The organism is Erythrobacter sp. HKB08 (assembly GCF_004114695.1).
In the GTDB taxonomy this organism is placed as follows: domain Bacteria; phylum Pseudomonadota; class Alphaproteobacteria; order Sphingomonadales; family Sphingomonadaceae; genus Parerythrobacter_A.
In genome coordinates this window covers 695,751-714,618 of record NZ_CP035310.1, presented here as the reverse complement: position 1 = coordinate 714,618, position 18,868 = coordinate 695,751, and the positions used below count along the sequence as shown (strand labels likewise).

General features: G+C 64.3%; 21 protein-coding genes. 10 read left to right on the top strand and 11 right to left on the bottom strand.

Annotated elements, in window-relative coordinates; translation table 11 throughout:
- Positions 1 to 37 precede the first annotated feature (37 nt).
- Positions 38 to 883: a sterol desaturase family protein gene (locus EO245_RS03440; protein WP_128891620.1), complete on the bottom strand. Its 846-nt coding sequence runs from the start codon at positions 881 to 883 to the stop codon at positions 38 to 40.
- A 96-nt stretch (positions 884 to 979) separates the two neighbouring features.
- On the opposite strand from EO245_RS03440, the gene EO245_RS03435 reads away from it, so the two are divergent.
- Entirely contained in the window at positions 980 to 1,615 is a 636-nt protein-coding gene (locus EO245_RS03435; RefSeq protein ID WP_164931253.1) for a Crp/Fnr family transcriptional regulator, read from the top strand.
- Here the strand turns inward: EO245_RS03435 and EO245_RS03430 are convergent.
- Positions 1,607 to 2,263, bottom strand: a complete 657-nt coding sequence (locus EO245_RS03430; protein WP_128891618.1) for a YqaA family protein — start codon at positions 2,261 to 2,263, stop codon at positions 1,607 to 1,609. The genes EO245_RS03435 and EO245_RS03430 overlap by 9 nt on opposite strands.
- Before the next feature lie 176 nt (positions 2,264 to 2,439).
- Between EO245_RS03430 and EO245_RS03425 the strand changes: the two genes are divergently transcribed.
- The 4 genes from EO245_RS03425 to EO245_RS03410 all read left to right on the top strand — a co-directional run bounded on the left by EO245_RS03425 (position 2,440) and on the right by EO245_RS03410 (position 5,404).
- Positions 2,440 to 2,880, top strand: coding sequence for a hypothetical protein (locus tag EO245_RS03425; protein WP_128891617.1), 441 nt, complete (start codon positions 2,440 to 2,442; stop codon positions 2,878 to 2,880).
- A 39-nt stretch (positions 2,881 to 2,919) separates the two neighbouring features.
- The gene (locus EO245_RS03420) at positions 2,920 to 3,381 is read left to right on the top strand and encodes a DUF2793 domain-containing protein (RefSeq protein ID WP_128891616.1); all 462 of its coding nucleotides are present in this window, start codon (positions 2,920 to 2,922) and stop codon (positions 3,379 to 3,381) included.
- A gap of 188 nt (positions 3,382 to 3,569) precedes the next feature.
- The gene (locus EO245_RS03415) at positions 3,570 to 4,772 is read left to right on the top strand and encodes an OmpA family protein (RefSeq protein WP_128891615.1); all 1,203 of its coding nucleotides are present in this window, start codon (positions 3,570 to 3,572) and stop codon (positions 4,770 to 4,772) included.
- Positions 4,773 to 4,864: 92 nt separating this feature from the next.
- A complete protein-coding gene (locus EO245_RS03410) occupies positions 4,865 to 5,404 on the top strand; it encodes a superoxide dismutase family protein (protein WP_128891614.1) in 540 nt (179 codons plus the stop codon).
- 111 nt (positions 5,405 to 5,515) lie between these two features.
- Here EO245_RS03410 and EO245_RS03405 read toward each other — a convergent pair whose 3' ends face one another.
- The 7 genes from EO245_RS03405 to EO245_RS13560 all read right to left on the bottom strand — a co-directional run bounded on the left by EO245_RS03405 (position 5,516) and on the right by EO245_RS13560 (position 12,348).
- The gene (locus EO245_RS03405) at positions 5,516 to 7,099 is read right to left on the bottom strand and encodes a spinster family MFS transporter (RefSeq protein WP_370246171.1); all 1,584 of its coding nucleotides are present in this window, start codon (positions 7,097 to 7,099) and stop codon (positions 5,516 to 5,518) included.
- The gene (queC, locus tag EO245_RS03400) at positions 7,080 to 7,784 is read right to left on the bottom strand and encodes a 7-cyano-7-deazaguanine synthase QueC (RefSeq protein ID WP_128891613.1); all 705 of its coding nucleotides are present in this window, start codon (positions 7,782 to 7,784) and stop codon (positions 7,080 to 7,082) included. Before queC ends, EO245_RS03405 begins: the two co-directional genes overlap by 20 nt.
- 58 nt (positions 7,785 to 7,842) lie before the next feature.
- A complete protein-coding gene (locus EO245_RS03395; RefSeq protein WP_234026943.1) occupies positions 7,843 to 8,253 on the bottom strand; it encodes a hypothetical protein in 411 nt (136 codons plus the stop codon).
- A 94-nt stretch (positions 8,254 to 8,347) separates the two neighbouring features.
- Positions 8,348 to 9,241 (bottom strand): Hsp33 family molecular chaperone HslO, encoded by an 894-nt coding sequence (locus tag EO245_RS03390; protein WP_128891612.1) that lies wholly within the window; start codon positions 9,239 to 9,241, stop codon positions 8,348 to 8,350.
- Positions 9,242 to 9,287: 46 nt separating this feature from the next.
- The gene (gene argF, locus EO245_RS03385) at positions 9,288 to 10,244 is read right to left on the bottom strand and encodes an ornithine carbamoyltransferase (RefSeq protein ID WP_128891611.1); all 957 of its coding nucleotides are present in this window, start codon (positions 10,242 to 10,244) and stop codon (positions 9,288 to 9,290) included.
- Positions 10,244 to 11,434, bottom strand: a complete 1,191-nt coding sequence (locus tag EO245_RS03380) for an aspartate aminotransferase family protein (RefSeq protein WP_128891610.1) — start codon at positions 11,432 to 11,434, stop codon at positions 10,244 to 10,246. Before EO245_RS03380 ends, argF begins: the two co-directional genes overlap by 1 nt.
- A gap of 134 nt (positions 11,435 to 11,568) precedes the next feature.
- Positions 11,569 to 12,348: a cold-shock protein gene (locus EO245_RS13560; RefSeq protein WP_128891609.1), complete on the bottom strand. Its 780-nt coding sequence runs from the start codon at positions 12,346 to 12,348 to the stop codon at positions 11,569 to 11,571.
- Positions 12,349 to 12,590: 242 nt separating this feature from the next.
- Between EO245_RS13560 and EO245_RS03370 the strand changes: the two genes are divergently transcribed.
- Together EO245_RS03370 and EO245_RS03365 are read left to right on the top strand one after the other, a co-directional pair.
- Positions 12,591 to 13,406 carry a TerC family protein gene (locus EO245_RS03370; protein ID WP_128891608.1) on the top strand — a complete coding sequence of 272 codons (816 nt, stop codon included), beginning with the start codon at positions 12,591 to 12,593 and terminating at the stop codon, positions 13,404 to 13,406.
- Complete coding sequence (locus EO245_RS03365) at positions 13,403 to 13,843, top strand: TIGR01244 family sulfur transferase (protein WP_128891607.1); 441 nt, start codon at positions 13,403 to 13,405, stop codon at positions 13,841 to 13,843. Before EO245_RS03370 ends, EO245_RS03365 begins: the two co-directional genes overlap by 4 nt.
- Here EO245_RS03365 and EO245_RS03360 read toward each other — a convergent pair whose 3' ends face one another.
- On the bottom strand, positions 13,844 to 15,268 hold the full coding sequence (locus tag EO245_RS03360) for an amidohydrolase (protein ID WP_128891606.1): 1,425 nt from the start codon (positions 15,266 to 15,268) through the stop codon (positions 13,844 to 13,846).
- Positions 15,269 to 15,369: 101 nt separating this feature from the next.
- Between EO245_RS03360 and EO245_RS03355 the strand changes: the two genes are divergently transcribed.
- Genes EO245_RS03355 through EO245_RS03345 form a run of 3 tightly spaced genes read left to right on the top strand, consistent with a single transcriptional unit; the run spans position 15,370 to position 18,334 of the window.
- Positions 15,370 to 15,777, top strand: coding sequence for a hypothetical protein (locus EO245_RS03355; protein WP_128891605.1), 408 nt, complete (start codon positions 15,370 to 15,372; stop codon positions 15,775 to 15,777).
- Positions 15,770 to 16,720 (top strand): sterol desaturase family protein, encoded by a 951-nt coding sequence (locus tag EO245_RS03350; RefSeq protein ID WP_128891604.1) that lies wholly within the window; start codon positions 15,770 to 15,772, stop codon positions 16,718 to 16,720. Before EO245_RS03355 ends, EO245_RS03350 begins: the two co-directional genes overlap by 8 nt.
- A gap of 24 nt (positions 16,721 to 16,744) precedes the next feature.
- Positions 16,745 to 18,334 (top strand): GMC family oxidoreductase, encoded by a 1,590-nt coding sequence (locus EO245_RS03345; RefSeq protein ID WP_128891603.1) that lies wholly within the window; start codon positions 16,745 to 16,747, stop codon positions 18,332 to 18,334.
- Here the strand turns inward: EO245_RS03345 and EO245_RS03340 are convergent.
- On the bottom strand, positions 18,331 to 18,855 hold the full coding sequence (locus EO245_RS03340) for a GNAT family N-acetyltransferase (protein ID WP_128891602.1): 525 nt from the start codon (positions 18,853 to 18,855) through the stop codon (positions 18,331 to 18,333). The genes EO245_RS03345 and EO245_RS03340 overlap by 4 nt on opposite strands.
- Positions 18,856 to 18,868 lie beyond the last annotated feature (13 nt).

The following is an 18,868-nucleotide window of genomic DNA, read 5'->3' as shown; positions in this document are numbered from 1 at the left end:
GGCCGCAGCCCGCACTCGCGAGGGTGCGTTGCGGGCGTCAGGCGGTCTTGGGGACCGCCTCCTCTCCAACAGGTTCGGGCATGTCCTTGTTCTCGGGAAAGATCGGCCACAGCAGCTGCTGGCCGAGTTTCGCCTCGGGCAGGTTCTCCACCCCGTAGCTTTGCGGGAAGGTGCGCGTGATCTTGGCCGTGCCGAACAGCACGTCCCAGAAGAACAGCAGGTTTCCGTAATTGCCCTTGTAATGGGTTCCCGGGTCGTCGGCATGGCGACCATGGTGCGCATGGTGCGTCGCCGGGGTCGAGATCGTGCGCTCGACCACCCACATGACCGGCGAGAGCCATTTGATCTTGTAGAGCGGCTTGTCCCAGGCGACGTCGGAATGCGCGCCGGTGATGACCAGCAGCTTCACGACGATGTAGCCCGCATATACCCAGCCGAGGCCGAGATAGATCAGCACGCCCGAGAGCCAGATGCCCGGCATCATCGCGTAATAGATCACGTTGTTGCGGTACACGAGGCGGATGCTCATGTAGCGCGCGTTGTGATGCGCACGGTGGAGGTTGTAGAGCCACGGCGTCGAATGGCTCGCGCGGTGCCACCAGTACTGCATCATGTCGTCGAGGATCAGGAACAGCGCGATCGCGGCGAAGATGTTGATGCCCGCCAGCGCGCCGGCATATTCGGGCGCGATCCATCCGGCGATGGCGGCGGAGGTGAACAGCACCGCAGGCTGCGTCACGCCAAGCAGCATGACCGTGCTGACGATTTCGACGATCCCGTCGTCGCGCGTCTGCTCTGCCTTGGAAAAGAGGTTAGAGCGCCACAGTTCGAGCAGCGCGAAGCCGAGATAGATCGCCAGGATCGCAATGGTCGAAGTGGGCATGGCTGGGTCCTCCTTGAGTGGAGGCGGAATAGCGCCTATCGACAGCGAAGAATGTCGAATAGTTTACAATCTCCCTCGCGCTCGCTGTTGGCGCCGATGCTGTTCTCGGTCTTGCCCGAGGACCTGCAGGAGGCGCTGCGGGCCGATGCCCCGTTGCGATCCTTTTCCGACGGGCAACTCATCCAGCAGCGGGGCGACGAGGCGGAGGGTTTCTGGCTGATCGAGAGCGGCTCGGTGTCGGTCGGGCAGTTCCTCGCGAATGGCGAGTTTCGCGGGGTCGCTTTGCTCGGCCCGGGCGATTCCTACGGCGAGCTGGCGATGTTCTCCAAGCGGCCGCGCGTGGTCGACGCGATTTCGCGCGGGGCGAGCACTGCACGGCTGCTGACCGCGCCGCGTTTCGAGGCGGCAATCGCCGCGCGGCCCGATGCGATGCGGGCGATGCTTGGCGCGCTGTCGCAGCAGCAGCAGGAATTGCTCGACGTGATCGGCGGGATGCGCCGCGGGACGAGCCGCGCGCGGGTCGCGGGGCTACTCGGCAACCTCGCGGGCATTTCCGAGGAACCGCGCCAGGTCGCGATTACGCAGCATGAGCTGGGCGATTTTCTCGGCCTCAGCCGGGCGACCGCCAATGCCTGCCTGCGCGAACTCGAGAAGGAAGGCCTGATCGAGCGCAGCTACGGCGCGATTACCGTGCGCGATGCCGAAGCCTTGCGGCTCGCGGCTTTAGGCTGAGGCGGCTTCGATCGAGGTGACGTTGGCGCAGGGGTCGTTCGCATCGCCCTCGTCCCCGCCGAGCTGGCCGATGGCGATAAAGCCGCCGACCACGAGCAGGACGAAGACGGTCGTTACCGTGCCGAGATATTCGTCGATCACGCGCTTGATCGGCGCCCCGAACAGGCGGAACAGGATGCCCACCGTCATGAAGATCATCGCGCGGCCGGCGATGCTGGCAAGGATGAAGGTCACGAGGTTCATCGAGATGAAGCCCGCCGTGATCGTCAGCAGCTTGAACGGAAGGGGCGTCGCGCCGGCGATGACGATCGCCTCCCAGTCGTATTCGCGCAGGTAGCAGGCGGCCTGCGGGAACTCTTCCGAGAGCCCGAGCGCGGAGAGCAGCTGTTCGCCGACAAGGTCGTAGAGCCCCCAGCCGATCAGGTAACCGAACAACCCGCCGAGCACCGAGAAACCGGTCGCGACCGCAGCGAAGCGGATCGCCTTCTTCGGTTCTGCCAGGCACATCAGCCCGAGCAGCGGGTGCGGCGGGATCGGGAAGAAGCTCGCCTCGACGAAGCTGAACAGCGCGAGCCACCACACGGCCTTGGGGTGCGCGGCCTTGTCCATCGTCCAGTCGTACAGGCCGCGAAGCGGTTTCATGATCATGAGAAAAGGCGATCCCTTGGCCGTTTCGCGCCGATTACGGCACCCGGCGATGGCACGCAACCGGATAGTGTCTAACCTATTTGGCACTTTTACCTTGACATCGTGACGCGCGCGGAAGGGGCGGGACCGAACCGGCCGCGCTCGCAGGTCACGCTGCGGGAACAGACATATTATATATGCAAAGCGGACTGACATCTGTCGGGGACGATACGTCAGGTAGCGCCTCGGTCGACAGGCTTGCAGCAATCGGGCGAGGCGATGACGAGCCTGCCTTTGCCGAGATTGCCAACCCGGGCCTGACCCGGCGCCCGCTCATGCCGGTGCACGGTTCTTCGACCCTCGCTGACAATGGCGATCTCCATCTCGGTTGGACGCGGCGCGCGCGCGGTGCCTGGCTTTGGGACCGGGACCTGGAGGTGCGCCTCAACGAGGAATTCGAACGATACGAGGTCGGCGTCGGACCGGAAGACTCACCGTCCGCCAGGTTCGAGACCTCGCAACCCGCCTTCGTGCTCCCGGCCCCGACGATCGCCCAATACGCAAATCAGCCCGTCTGGGTCCGCCAGCTCGGCCTCTCGGACCGGTCGGCAGCACTCTTCCTCACGAACCTCGCTTGAAGAACAGCGGATACTAATGCGCAAATACTGGAGTGAATCATGACTTTCGCCTCACCGTTTCCCGACCGGACCGCCCGATTCGGCCTGCCCCTGCTTTTTCCCGGCCAAGCCCAGAAGGAATTCTTCCTCAACCAGGCGCTCTGCCTCGCCGATTTTCTCCATCACGCCGCAGTCCTCGGAGAGGCGGACACGCCGCCTGCGGCGCCTGAAGACGGCGAGTTTTGGCTCATCGGTGAAAACCCTTCGGAGGACTGGTTCGGGCGCGCGGGCGCGCTTGCAGGATGGCAGGCAGGCGCCTGGCACTTCATTGCGCCGACACCGGGCATGAAACTGTTCGATCGGTCGACTTCGCAGTTCCTGCTGTTTCGCGACGGTTGGAGGCGCGCGGCAAGCCCGGAGCAGCCGAGCGGCGGCACAGTAGTCGACGAAGAACTCCGCGCCGCATTCACCGCCCTGGTCGAAGCCTTGGAAGTGTCTGGAATCCTTTCCGTAACAGAATAGGAACAATTCGGTGCCAGTGACGTTGCTTGGCTACTCCACGAGGGATTCAGTCGATTTTTTCGGAGGTGAAGGCGAAGAGCGACATTCTTGCAACAGTTTGACAGGATTGATCGCTTGCCTCTCTCGGAGGGAAAAGTTAGAAAACAGCCAATCGGTGGCTCAATTTCGCTAAAAAGGGGAATTATATAATGCGGAAACTCGTCATTGGCATGGCGATGGCCTCGACGGCCCTTGCTTCGCCTGCTCTCGCCCGTGACGGTCAGTGGTACGTCGAAGTTCAGGGCGGTCCGATGATCGTCCAGGATACCGAGTTCGACGTCAACGACGGTGCTGGCACCGTCACGACCGACACTCAGGAAGGTTATGATTTCGGCGGCGTCGTCGGCTACGACTTCGGCGCATTCCGCCTCGAAGCTGAAGCCAGCTTCCGCGAAGGCGACATCGACAACCTTTCGGCTGACTCCGCGGGTCTCCCGCGTATCGACGGCAACTCCATCGGCGTTACGCCGGCTGGTGTTTACCCGGCTGCCGGCGACGTCAACTCGCTGAGCTTCATGGTCAACGGCCTGTTCGACTTCGGTCCGGACGACGGCCTGCAGGCTTTCGCCGGCGGTGGTATCGGTGTTGCACGCACCGACGTTCACGCCAGCGCCAACCCGCGCACCCCGGGCGTCTTCGACGACTCGAGCAGCGGCCTTGCTTGGCAGCTCCTCGCCGGTGTCCGCGCTCCGCTGAGCGACAGCTGGGACGTTGGTCTTCGCTACCGCATGTTCACTGCCGAGAACGTCGAACTGGTCGACACCCTCGGTCGTGACAACGAAGGTACGCTTCGTACCCACTCGATCCTCGGTACGCTGACCTACAACTTCGGTGGTCCGGCTGAAATCGCTACCCAGACCTGCTGGGACGGTTCGGTGATCCCGGTGACGGAAGCGTGCCCGGCACGTCCGACCCCGCCGCCGCCGCCGACCCAGACCTGCTGGAACGGCTCGGTGATCCCGGCAACGGCTACCTGCCCGGCACGTCCAGAACCGGCAGTCTGCAAGCAGGGCCCGTACATTGTCTTCTTCGAATGGGACAAGTCGGACATCACGCCTGAAGCGGCTACCATCCTGAACAACGCTGTTTCGGCCTACTCGAACTGCGGCACCGCTGCAGTCATGCTGGCCGGTCACACCGATACCTCGGGTACCAAGGTCTACAACGAAGGCCTCTCGCAGCGTCGTAACGCTTCGGTCCGTGCTTACCTCACGAGCCGCGGCATCCCCGATGCTCGCATCTCGAGCGAAGCATTCGGTGAAACGCAGCTTCGTGTTCCGACCGCCGACGGCGTTCGCGAACTTCAGAACCGCCGCGTGGAAATCACTTACGGTCCGGGTTCGGGCATGTAAGCTTCCGCACAGCGGAAAAGATGAAGAGGGGCCGGAGCAATCCGGCCCCTTTTTCGTTGGGTCAGGGAAAACCGCAATCAAAGGGGACTGCCATGACCTTCAAGACCATTTTAGCTGCGCTTGGCCTGACTGCCGCTGCAACCGTTCTCGCAGCCTGCTCGACAATCGGCGACATACCGACCGACCGCGTCGCTTCTGCAAGAGTCACGCTTTCCAACGGCATTCCGGTCGGCACCGCCCAGCTTCTGGCAGACGGCAACGGTCTGCAGCTCTCGATCGTAGCTACCGGCCTCACTCCGGGAGCGCACGGCTTTCACCTCCACGAGACCGGCGAATGCCGCCGCCCGGATTTCACCTCCGCTGGCGGTCACCTCAATCCGCTCGGCAATGATCATGGCACGCTCTCGGACGGCGGATCGCATCTCGGCGACTTGCCGAACCTGGACGTCAACGAGAACGGAACCGCCACTTTGACCGTAGAGCTCGATGGCGACCGGGCTCAGCTCGAGGAATGGTTGTTCGACGATGACGGCACGGCCGTAGTCATCCACGCAGGCGCGGACGACTATCGGACCAATCCGTCCGGTGCGGCGGGTTCACGTGTCGCTTGCGGGGTGCTCGAGCGCGTCTAGCAGCGCACCACGCCATTGATCGACTCAGTTACGCCAGTGGTGTGCCGATGCGCACCGCTGGCGTTCTTGCGCGAGGGCTTCGCTAATCACGCCAGGGGCGGCGAGGACTGCCTAGATTTCTTCGCCTGCCTCGCGCGCTCTTTCCTGCACGCTGCGCTCTGCTTCAGGCACGGTGCGATATGCAATCGCAAGCAGGATGAGGCCGATCGGCACCGCAATCAGCAGGCTGAGCCCGCCGGTCGAGAGGCTGTCCGCCATGGTCGACACCTGTCCCGCCATGTAAGGCCCGAGCGCAAGCCCAACCAGCGTTGTCGCGAGGAAGAAAGTCGCGGTGGCCGTGCCGCGCATGCGTGGCAGGACCAGATCCTGCGTCGTCGCCGCTGCCCCGCCCAGTGCGGAGCTACCGAACATCGATTGCAGGAAAGCGGCGATGTAGAACACCGTCGGATCATTGGTGGTGAACATCAGGAACAGGAATGGTGCCGCCGCGACGAGGCCGAATGCGACGACCACGAGACGGCCGGCAGGATTGCGGGCTCGCATCCAGTCGGCCATGCGTCCGCCCAGGATGACCCCGAGGAAGCCGCCGAGGGCACCAGGACCACCGATCCACCAGCCGGCAGTGGACGGCGCTTCTTCAAGGATGCGGATCGCGTAGGGCGCCGCCCAGAAGGAAGCGGCGTAGGACATGAAGGCCACCATGCCGTAACCGAGAATGGTGGTGAGGAAAGCCGGTGTCCCCCAGATCAGCTTGAATGTCGGGGCATCGCGCCGCTTCAGCGTCGAAGCCCAAGAGAAGATCGCGTAATAGCCGATCCCGATCGCGATCCACTGCTGGTAGCTTTCGGTTACCAGCGCCATTCCGAATGCGACCGCGCCGATAACCGCTGCGCCAACCAGATTGATCACGATACCGCGCACACCGGCCTGGGCCGCACCGATCAGGGTGAATGGCGGGATGACCGCAATCAGTTCACGGAAAAATCCGCGGAACGGGTCTTTCGCCGGCGGCGTCGCGATGCCTTCGCTCGCACCGCGCACCGGCTCGCGCAGGGTAAAGACGAGCATTGCAAGCAGAAGCCCCGGCAGACCGACGATGATGAATGCCGCTTGCCAGCCGACGAGACCCAAGGGCGCATCTACCGGATAAGCCTCGTTCCACCGCTCGACGATCGCGCCGCCAATGAGCAGCGACACGCCGCCACCAAGGTACAGGCCGGAGGAATAGATTGCGAGCGCGGTCGCCCGCATCTTCTTGGGGAACCAGTCCGAAATGAGCGAATAAGCGCTCGGGCTGGCCGTGGCTTCCCCGACTCCGACCCCGATCCGAGCTACGCTCAAAGCTGCGAAGCTCTTCGCGAAACCGGAAAGCACGGTGAAGGCCGACCATACGGCAAGGCCGACCGTCATCAGGCGGACGCGGTGCCAGCTGTCCGCGAGTTTCCCGAGGGGAATGCCGAAGAGGGCGTAGAATACCCCGAATGCGGTTCCGTAGAGGAAGCCGATTTGATCGTCACGCAGGCCGAGGTCGGCTTTGATGTCTTCTGCAAGGATCGAGATGATGTTGCGGTCGACGAAATTCAGGACGTAGATGATGACCAGAACGCTCAGCGCGTACCAGCTGTAGGCCGGGACCTTGTCTGTGCTCGCAGCGGTCTCGGCCGCAGCCGGCATTTCACTCTGGGTAGTCGACATAGTCCAATCCGTCCTTCAATCCCGCCTCGGCGAACCCTTTGAGCCGCAATCTGCAGCTGTCGCATAGCCCGCAGGGGCGGCCATCCACACTTGGCGCATAACACGACCAGCTGAGCGCAGGGTCGAGGCCCAACCGGTTTGCTTCCTTGGCGATTTCCGCCTTGCCCATGTGCTGCAGGGGCGCATGTATCGTGATCTCGGCACCTTCGGCGCCGATCTTCGTCCCAAGCCGGGCCGTTTCCTGGAAACTCGCGATGAATTCAGGGCGGCAGTCGGGGTAACCCGAATAGTCGAGTGCATTGACGCCGATGAAAATGTCCGACGCGCCGACGGTTTCCGCCCAGGCAAGCGTCAGCGACAGGAAGACGAGATTACGCGCCGGCACATAGGTCACCGGGATTTCGTCGCCGACGCCTTCGGTCGGAACCTCGATATCGTCGGTCAGCGCCGACCCACCGAAAATCGACAGGTCGAGCGGCAGCACGACATGTCGTCGGCAGCCAAGCTCGCTCGCCAGCCGACGAGCGCTTTCGATTTCGATACGGTGGCGCTGGTTGTAGTCGATCGTCAGCGCATAGAGCGCATAGCCCTGCTCACGCGCGATGCCGGCAGAGACCATCGAATCGAGCCCGCCGGAAAGCAAGACCACCGCCGGTTTGTCATTCTGGGGCTGCGCGGAGTGCATCGCGATGCGCTAACCGCAATTTGGCGATCTCGCAACAACGCTCGAAATCAGGAGGATATCAGCTGCAGCTGCCGACGCGGCGCGCTTCTGCGGAAAACTGGAAGGGCTCGGAGGAACCGTCGATGCCTTGCCCCTGGATCTGGACAAGCGTGCTGCTTTCGCGCCGGATATTGGTCCGGCCATAGCCCTGCCCGCTGCAGGTGTACTGCACGGTCACTTCCTTGGGGCTATCCTCGACCACGTAGCGATTGCAGCCGCGCGCGCTGTGCTTGAGCTGGATCAGCTCGTGGCCGGTCCGCAGGCAGATCTTGCGCGCCGGCGATCCGTCGCGGAAACGGATTTCCCACTCGCCCTTGGTCAGCTGCTCGAGCATCGCGAGGGAAGGCGCCTGCGCTGCCGCCGGATAGAACCCGAGCGCAAGCAGGCCGCCAGCCAGCGACGCCTTCCACCAAGTTCCTGTTTTTGCCATGCGATTCATCGGACTACCTTTGTACGCTCGCGATTGTAGCGCGATTGCATGAATACGACCTTACGACGAACCGTGTTTCTCGAGCGACAAGCCGTCACAGGGCGATCGGGAATACCTTAGCACAGAAAGCGCAGTCGACCTGGATCAGGCCTTCCTCGTCACGCATTTCGACGCGCTCTTCCTCGGAGAAGCGCGATAGGATCGATTCGTAATGCTCCGCCGTGCAGCGACACCCTCGCTCGAGCAGCACGCCCGGACGCACGCGGACTTCGTCTTCTTCATGGAACAACCGCCACACGAGCGCTTCCATCGAGAGCGCACGGTCGAGCAGTTCGTCATGGCGAATGCTCCCGGCCATGGTCGCGACATGCTCCCACTGCGGATGGTCGAGCCGGGCATGGAGGCGCTCGCGCCCTTCCTCACCGTCGGGCAGGTGCTGGATCAGCAGGCCCGAAGCAACGGTCCGCTGGCCTTCCCGCCGTACTGCAATACGAATGAGGGTCGGAACCTGCTCCGACTGGAAGAAGTAGTTCTCGCAGGCGGATGAGAGCGACGCGCCCTCGAGCGGCACGATACCCTGATAGCGCCCGCCCTGCTTGGCGCGGTCGAAGGTGATCGCGAGATAACCGTCGCCGAACAGCGTTTCGAGCGACGGATTGATGCCGAGATCGTCGAGCCGCGCACGATCGTATTCGACATACCCTCGGATCTCACCGGCGCGGAAATCGCACACCATCAGGCGCACGATGCCTTCCTGGCTCTGCGCCTGCATCGTCATCTGCGCACCCTCTTCCTTGACCAGCCCGCCCATCAGGGCAGTCAGCGTCACGGCCTCGGCCAGCAGGTGGGCGATCGGCGCGGGATAGGAATGTGCTGCGAGGATTTCATCGAGCACATTATCGAGGCGCACGATACGGCCGCGCGCATCGCGCGAAGGGATGGTGAAATTGAGAACCTGGTCGGTGTAGGTTTCGCTGGTGTCGGTCATGGCGCAGATATGGGGTCTGACGCCGCTTAGACCAGACCTGCGTGTCTCACAGCTTCCCGAACGCCCAGAGCAGGACCGATTTCTGCGCGTGAATGCGGTTCTCGGCTTCGTCGAACACGACCGATTGCGCCCCTTCGAACACGGCCTCGTCGACCTCGTCGCCGACATGTGCGGGAAGGCAATGCAGGAAGATCGCATCGGGCTTGGCGAGCGCCATCAACGCCTCGTTGACCTGGTATGGTCGCATGGCCGCGATGCGCTTCTCGGCATCGGTATCGCCCATCGAAACCCATGTGTCGGTCACCAGCACGTCCGCCCCGCGAGCGGCCTCGTCGGCATCGTTCGTCAGGTCGACCCGGGCACCGCCGGCACGCGCTTTCTCAATCCATGCCGGATCGGGCTCGAACCCTTCAGGCGTCGCGACGCGGACGTTGAACTTCATCAGTCCGGCGGCCTCGAGGATCGAGTTGAGGACGTTGTTCCCGTCCCCGAACCACGCGACTTCGAGCCCCGGCAACGCCTTGCCGTGTTCGATCACCGTCAGCAGGTCGGCGACGATCTGGCAGGGATGTGATGCGTCGGTCAGGCCGTTGATCACCGGGACCGAGGCATGGCGTGCCAACTCTTCGATCTTCGCGTGATTGTCGGTCCGGATCATGATCGCATCGCACATCCGGCTGAGGACACGCGCGGTGTCGGCGATCGTCTCGCCGCGGCCGAGCTGGCTGGTGGCACTGTCGAGGATCAGCGACGACCCGCCGAGCTGGCGCATCGCGATATCGAAGCTGACGCGCGTTCGCGTCGAGTTCTTCTCGAATATCATCGCCAGGACATGGCCATCGAGCGGCCTGTCCGCATCGGCCTGTCCCTTGGGCCAGCTGCGCCGCGCAGCCTTGCGATCCTGCGCGTCGTTGATCATCGCGGCGATGGCGTCACCGCCGGCATCCGCGAGATCGAGGAAATGGCGCGTCGCTGGCGCTTTGCTCCCGGACGCGCCCGCCATCAGGCCGCTTCCGGGACCGTGTAGTCGGCCGCACCGGCCGAGAGCTTGTCGAAGAACTCGTCGATTTCCGCATCACCGATCACCAGCGGCGGCAGCACGCGCAGCGTATTGTCGCCCGCCGCCACGGTGAGGAGCTGGTGATTGTCGCGCAGGTGCACGAAGAACGGGCGGCTCTCGACCTTCATCTTGATGCCAAGCATCAGGCCCTTGCCGCGAACCAGTTCGAACAGGTCGGGATAGTTACCGATGAACTGTTCGAGACGCGTACGGATGCGCTCGCCCTTCTCGGTCACTTCGGCGAGGAACTCGTCGTTCGCGACCGCGTCCATCACCGCCATGCCGGCGGCCATGGCGAGCGGGTTGCCGCCATAGGTCGAGCCATGCGTGCCAAAGGTCATGCCGCGCGCGGCCTTTTCGGTAGCAAGGCAGGCGCCGAGCGGGAAGCCGCCGCCGATGCCCTTGGCCGTCGCGACGATGTCCGGCGTGATGCCGTAGTGTTCGTAGGCATAAAGCTTGCCGGTACGCGCAACGCCGCACTGCACTTCGTCGAGGACGAGCATCAGGTCGTGCTCGTCGGCGAGTGCACGCAGGCCTTTCATGAATTCGTCGGATGCGGGGCGGATACCGCCCTCGCCCTGGATCGGTTCGACGAGGAAGCCTGCGGTCTTGGGACCGATCAGCGACTTCGCCATCTCGAGATTGTCGAATTCGCAATACTGGAAACCGGGCAGCAGCGGCTTGAAGCCGTGATGCATCTTCTCCTGGTTCGAAGCGCTGATGGTGGCCATCGTGCGCCCGTGGAACGCGTTGGTGAAGGTGATCAGCTCGTAGCGATCCTCATTGCCCTGCGACTGGTGATAGGCGCGCGCCGTCTTGATCGCCGCCTCGACGGCCTCTGCGCCGGAATTGGTGAAGAACACGGTGTCGGCGAAGGTCTCGTCGACCAGGCGCTGCGCCAGTTCCTCGCCCTGCGGGCTGCCATAGAGGTTCGAGACGTGCATCAGCGTTTCCGCCTGCTTCTGGATCGCGCCGATCAGCCCCTTGTGGCTGTGGCCGAGCAGGTTGACCGCGATACCGCTCGCGAAGTCGAGATAGCGCGTGCCGCCCTCGTCGATCAGGTGGCAGTGCTCGCCGCGCACGGGGCGGACACCGCAGCGGGGATAGACGGGCATGAGCGGGGTGATAGCCATTGAAGCAGTCTCGTTTCTTTATCGTTCTGGCAAATGCAAATGGCGACCCCGAAGGAGCCGCCATCGCAGTTTCGGTTCGGCGTTGAAATGCCCGATCGAACGGGCCGCTTCAAGCCGCGACGGTCGTTTGTCCGTTACCCTTCGACAGGGACGAGATTGACCGCCGAATACTTGCCTCGTCGGTCGACTTCGAGGTCGAACTCGTAGCGTTCGCCTTCGTTGATACCCTGGAGACCGGAACGTTCGACCGCGCTGATGTGCACGAATGCATCGGGCTGGCCGTCGTCGCGAACGAGGAAGCCGAAACCCTTCATCGAGTTGAAGAACTTGACCGTGCCGGTTGCACGCTCACCGGTGAGTTCACGCTGCGGAGCGGCCGAACGCTGCTCCACCTCGATCACGTCGCCGACGACCTGGATATCCTGCGCGGAGACCTTGCCACCGCGATCGACCAGGTTGAATTCGAGCTCCTGCCCTTCGGCGAGGCCTTCGAGGCCCGCACGCTCGACAGCGCTGATGTGGATGAACACGTCTTCGCCGCCGGTTTCCTGCTGGATGAAGCCGAAACCCTTCTGGGCGTTGAAGAACTTGACGGTCCCCTTGCCGGTGCCGACGACCTGGGCGGGCATGCGGTTGAAACCGCCGCCACCGCCGCCACCGCCGCGCGGACCGCCGCCGCCACCGCCACCGCGATAGCCACCGCCACCGCCGCCGCCGCGCGGGCCTCCGCCAAAGCGGTCGCCGCCGCCGCCGAAGCGATCGCCACCGCCGCCGCCGTAGCGGTCGTTATTTCCACCGAAATCGCCGCCGAATCCGCCGCCAGACGGCGCTCCTCCAAACGGATCGAAACCTTCTTCGCCAATGTTGTCGCGCTTGTCGCGTCCGCGGCCGCGGCGGCCCCTATCGTAACCCATAGTAAAAAATTCGCCTTCGTCCCCGCCCTCTTGCGAGTGGCATCCGCCGCGCGAACGGGGAACGCGCCGGACACGTGAGGAGCACACGGAAACGCCGTGACCCCCTCAAGGCATCTGTCATAGCGCACAAACCCATGTTGCGCGAATGATTTAAGCCATAGGCCCCTATTCACGCAAAATTGTGACATTTTCGTATGCGCCGATACTTGCCAGCAAGGCGGCGAGCGCGCATCAGGCCGCGCATGGATATCATGGCGCTGCTTTCCGATCCCGCCGCCTGGGCGGCCCTGCTGACACTGATCGCGCTCGAGATCGTGCTCGGCGTCGACAATTTGATTTTCATCGCGATTCTCTCGAACAAGCTGCCCGAAGAGCACCAGCAGAAGGCCCGCCGGATCGGCCTCAGCCTCGCGCTCATCCTGCGTATCGCCATGCTCATGCTGATCGGCTGGATCGTCACCTTGCAGACCCCGCTGTTCGATCTCGGGATCACCGGCGCTCCCGGCCCCTATGGCGAACCGACTTTCGAAACGGCGTTCTCGGGCCGCGACCTGATCCTGCTGGCGGGCGGGCTTTTCCTGCTCTGGAAGGCCACGAAAGAGATCCATCACTCGATGGAGCCGGAAGACGATTCGGGCGATTTGCTCGACAAGACGCCCGGCGTTGCCCAGGCCGCGACGGCCACGTTCGGTGCGGTGATCGCCCAGATCGTCGCGATCGATCTCGTATTCTCGGTCGATTCGATCCTCACCGCGGTCGGCATGACCGACGAGATCCCGATCATGGTCACCGCCGTCGTCATAACCGTCGGCGTGATGATGATCGCAGCCGATCCGCTGGCGAAATTCATCGAGAAGAACCCGACGCTGGTAATGCTCGCTCTCGCCTTCCTCGTGATGATCGGCCTCGTGCTGATCGCCGACGGCTTCGGCTTCCATGTGCCCAAGGGCTACATCTACGCGGCCATGGGCTTCTCGGTCTCGGTCGAGATCCTCAATATCGTCCAGCGCAACCGCCGGGCAAAAGCGGCTGCCGAAGCGCGGGAGAGCGCGGCATGAGCGACTTTCGCAAGCTGTCCGACAGCATGTACGCCAGTCCGCAGATCGATCCGGCGCAAGTCGCAGAGGCGAAGGCACTCGGCATCGCGATGATCGTCAACAACCGCCCCGACGGCGAGGCTCCCGACCAGCCGGAAGGCGCTGCGGTCGAGCAGGCAGCGAAGGATGCCGGTATTGCCTACCGCGCGATCCCGGTCGGCGGGTCTGGCTTCGGCGAGCCGCAGGTAACCGCCATGCTCGAAGCGCTCGATGCAGCCGAGGGGCCGGTGCTGGCCTTCTGCCGCAGCGGCACGCGCTCGACCCTGCTGTGGTCGCTCGCGCAAGCGGCACAGGGCGGCGACCCCGACGCGATCGCAGCCGCTGCCCGGCAAGCGGGCTACGACATCACGCCGGTGCGCATGGCGATGGACGTCCTCGCCCAGCGCGCGAAGGGCTGATCAGCGGCGATAGTCGAGCGGCGGCGGACGGTCGCCGAGCAGCGAGACATATTCGTATCCCTCGCCGCGCGAGGCATCGAATTCCGCCTTGGCAGCTTCCCGCAGCTCGGGATTGGTGAACAGCTCCACTGCGGCAAGCGTCATCGACTTGGCCGCAAGCTGTGCGCCCTTGTGGCCGATCGAATGGCCGCTGGCGGCAACCGCCTGCCAGCTGTGCGAGCTCGTTCCCGGAACCCAGGTCGCCGTGCGCACGCCGACCGTCGGCGTCGCCCAGCTGACATCGCCCACGTCGGTCGACCCGTAGCCGAGCGACTTCTGGTAGGGCTGGATCTGCCCTGCGCTTTCCAGCGGGCGGGCCGCATCGCCGAGCGACTTGGAAAGCTCTTCGGCCCAGGCACGTTCTTCCGCGGTATATTCGATCCCGCCGACCTGCCGCAGCTTCGCATCCATCATTTTCGCCAGCGTCTCGTTGACGAGCAGCGGGTTGTTGCCGTGGATGATCTCCCACTCGACCTTGGTCCCGGTGCCGAGCGCCGCGCCGCGCGCGGTGTCCTCCAGCCGTTCCCACAGCGCGCGGACTTCATCGGCGTCCGAGTGACGCACGTAATAGAAGACCTCGGCGAAATCCGGGATCACGTTCGGGGCCGCGCCGCCCTCGGTAATCACGTAGTGGATGCGCGTATCCATGCTGGTGTGCTCGCGCATCATGTTGACCATCATGTTCATCGCCTCGACCCCGTCGAGCGCCGAGCGGCCGCGCTCCGGAGCGCCGGCCGCATGGGCCGAAACGCCGCGGAAGCGGAACTTGGCGGAACGGTTGGCAAGGCTGGTGCGCGCTGCCGCGCTGTTCTCGTCGTCGGCATGCCAGTGGATCGAGAAGTCGACATCGTCGAACAGGCCGGCGCGGACCATGTAGACCTTGCCCGAGCCGCCTTCCTCTGCCGGCGTGCCGTAGAGGCGGATGCGCCCCGGCGTCCCGGTCTTCTCGAGCCAGCGCTTGACTGCGATGGCAGCGGTCAGCGAGCCGGCACCGAACAGATTGTGCCCGCAAGCATGGCCCGCAGCCTTTTCGTCCATCGGATCGCGGCTGGCGGAGCCGGACTGCGTGATTCCGGGAAGTGCGTCGAACTCGGCGAGGATCGCGATGACCGGACCGCCCTCGCCCCATTCGGCGACGAATGCGGTCGGGATATCGGCAACCCCGCGCTCGACCGTGAAGCCCTCGGCGGCGAGCTCGTCCTGCAGGAGCGAGCTGGAGCGGGTTTCGAGATAGCCGAGTTCGGCCCAGTCCCAGATCTGCTGCGCGACGCGGCTCGTGCGGTCGGTCTGTGCAGAGACCTCGGCAACCGGGTCGGCGGTCTGGGCGTGGAGTGCGGGGGAAAACGCTACCGATGCGGCAGCGGCAAGCAAGGTCAGTTTGTTCATGTCAGTCCTCTTCCGAAGCGCCCTTGTATCGGCGCAATCGGCAGCTTCCAAGGCCAGAAGAGTCTCTCGACCGGCACTGACATTTGTGTCAGTAACTCCCCATGCCCGAGCTCATCCAATTCGGCGGTTCCCTGCTCGCGATTCTCGCGCTTGCATGGCTTGCGGGCCGGATGAAACTCGGCGGCGACCGGCGGATCCGCAGCGAAGAAGAAGCGCGCGAGCTTGCCGAGGAAGCCGTCTGCGGTTTCGACCCGGTGGAGATCGCGATCGACCGTGCCGGCTACAGCGCGCTCATGCGCGATGCGCGCGGGCGTATCCTGCTGCTGCGGCGCCACGGCACGCATTTCGCCTCGCGCCTGATCGAGCACCGGCCCGAGGCGCGGCTCGACCAGGGCTTCCTGACGATCGAGGCGGAGGACAAGCCGTTCGGATCGGTCACGCTCAACCTCGGCGCGAAGGCGCAGGAATGGGCCTCGAGCCTGCGGCGGCTGGAGAAGCGCCATGCCTGAGTGGGCGCAAGGTTTCTCGCCGGTCGATTATGCCGTGCCGCTGTTTGTCGGCCTGGTCCTCGCCGAGATGCTGTGGTCGTGGAAGAAGCGTCCCGAGGCCTACGAGCCGCGCGACACGCTGACGAGCCTCGCCTTCGGGCTGGGGAGCACGGTCGCCGGCGTTCTGTTCGGCGGCTTCGTCGTCGCGCTGTCGCTATGGCTCTACCAGTTCCGCCTTGCCGACATAGGTTGGCAATGGTGGGTCTGGCCGATTGCCTTCGTGCTCGACGACCTCGCCTATTACCTGTTCCACCGCACCGCCCACCGCGTCCGCTGGTTCTGGGCGAGCCATGTGAACCACCATTCCAGCCAGCACTACAATCTGTCGACTGCGCTGCGGCAGACCTGGACCGGGTTCTTTGCGGGAAGCTTCGTGTTTCGCCTGCCGCTCGTGCTGATCGGGTTCCATCCCGGCATGCTGGCGATCTGCGCGGGCTTCAACCTGATCTACCAGTTCTGGATTCACACCGAGGCGATCGGCAAGATGCCGCGCTGGTTCGAGGCGGTGATGAACACGCCAAGCCACCACCGCGTCCATCATGCGACCAATCCGCGCTATCTCGACCGCAACTACGCCGGCGTCTTCATCATCTGGGACCGGATGTTCGGCACTTTCGAGGAAGAGCGCCCGGACGAAGAGCGCATCCGCTACGGCATCGTGAAGCAACTCGGCAGCTTCAACCTGCTGTGGGCGGTGTTCCACGAATGGATCGGCATCGCGCGCGACCTCGCCGCGGCACCGTGGCGCCACAAGCTGTCCTACCTCTGGCGCGAGCCTGGCTGGACGCATGACGGCAGCCGCGACACGTCCGACATGATCCGCGCGCGCTGGCTCGAACGGCAAGGCAATGCGGAGCCGCCCGGACAGGACAACACTATTCCAGGGCAGAACGAAGCGGCATAGCTTCGCGCCCGAAAAGGAGAGGACATGGCTGACTACGACTATATCGTCATCGGTGGCGGCAGCGCGGGAAGCGCGGTCGCCGGCAGGCTCGCGGTCGACGGGACGCGCCGGGTGTGCCTCGTCGAAGCGGGCGGGCGGAACAACAACCTGCTGGTCAAGACGCCGGGCTTCATGCCCTTCCTGCTAAAGAACTCGAACTATCGCTACGAGACGGTGCCGCAGAAGGGCCTCAACGGCCGCATCGGCTACCAGCCGCGCGGCAAGGGTCTTGGCGGTTCCTCCGCGATCAACGCGATGGTCTATATCCGCGGCAATCGCTGGGACTACGACAACTGGGCCGCGATGGGCTGCGACGGCTGGGGCTACGACGACGTCCTGCCCTACTTCAAGAAGGCCGAAAGCAACGAGCGCGGGGCGGACGAGTATCACGGCGAAGGCGGGCCGCTGTTCGTCTCCGACCAGAAATGGGCCAACCCGACGAGCCATGCCTTCGTGCAAAGTGCCGCCTCGCTGCAATTGCGCGAGAACGGCGACTTCAACGGCGAGAAGCAGGAAGGCTTCGGCCTCTACCAGGTGACGCAGCGCAACGGCGAGCGCTGGTCGGCTGCGCGCGCCTATGTCGAGCCGATCCGCGAGCAGGGCAATTTCCACGTTCGCACCAAGACGCTGGTCGAAAAACTGGTCGTCGAGAACGGCCGCGTCGTCGGCGTTGCGATCAAGAGCGGCCGCAAGCGCGAGGTGATCCGCGCCAAGGGCGGCGTGATCCTGAGCGCCGGCGCATTCAATTCGCCGCAGATTCTCATGACATCGGGCATCGGTCCGGCAGAGCACCTCAAAGAGCATGGCATCGAGGTTGTGCTCGACAAGCCGGAGGTCGGCTCGAACCTGCAGGACCACATCGACTACGTCTCCGGCTGGGAAACCGAATCGACCGTGCCGATCGGCGACAGCCTTGCCGGCACCGCGCGCATGGCGAAGGCGATCATCGAACACCGCCGCAAGCGTACCGGCATCATGACCACGCCTTATGCCGAGGCTGGCGGGTTCTGGACGGTGAGCGAGGATGCCCCCGCGCCCGACGTGCAGTGGCACTTCGTCCCGGCTGTCCTCGAGGATCATGGGCGCGAGAAGGTGAAGGGGCACGGCTTCTCGCTGCATGCCTGCGTCCTTCGACCGGAAAGCCGCGGCACCGTCCGCCTCAATTCACCCGATGCCGCCGATGCGCCGCGGATCGACCCGAACTTCCTCGACGACGAGCGCGACATGGCGGTGATGCGCGCAGGCGTTCGCCTGTCGCACCGGATCGTCGACACCGGACCGCTCGCCGAATACAAGCCGACCGATCGCCACCCGATCGACCTCGACGACGATGCCCAGCTCGACGAGCTGATCCGCAACCGGGCGGATACGGTCTACCACCCGGTCGGCACCTGCCGCATGGGCTCGGACGAGGACGCGGTGGTCGATACGAAGCTGAAGGCACGCGGTGTCGAGGGGCTGTGGATCGCCGATGCCTCGATCATGCCGAAGATCGTCAGCGGCAATACCAACGCGCCGAGCATCATGATCGGCGAACGCTGCGCCGACTTCATTCTCGAGGCCGAGCGCGCCTAGAGGCGCTTCGCCATCGTTGCGAGCGGCACCGGCACCTTGCCGTGCGTGTCGAACCATTCGCTCTCCACGCAGTAGCCGTGGGTGAGGTAGAAGGGCTTGCCCGCCATCGTCGCGGCCATCTCGATCTCTGCGAAGCCCTCGGCGCGCGCCGCGTCCTCCGCCGCCTTCAGGATCAGGCTGCCGATGCCTTTGCGTGTATGGTCGGGGTGGGTGTACATCGCCCTGATCCGCGCGCGTTCGCTCGCCGGGTCGAGCAGGCGGGAATCGCGCCCGGCCGAATGGTCCCCGCCATATAGCGTCGCGCGGCGCGACCAGCCGCCGCAACCGGCTAGCTGGCCTTCGTCCTCGACGCAGAAATAGGTCCCGTCCTCTATCAGCTGGAGGTCCAGCCCCATGCCTGCGCGCGAGGATTCGATCTGCTCGTCGGTCAGGAAGCCCTTCTGCAGTTCGGCGATCGCGCGCTCCATGAGGTCGGCGATCACCTCGCGGTCGTCCTGCGTCGCAAGGCGGATGTCAGGCATGGAATCGCTCCCC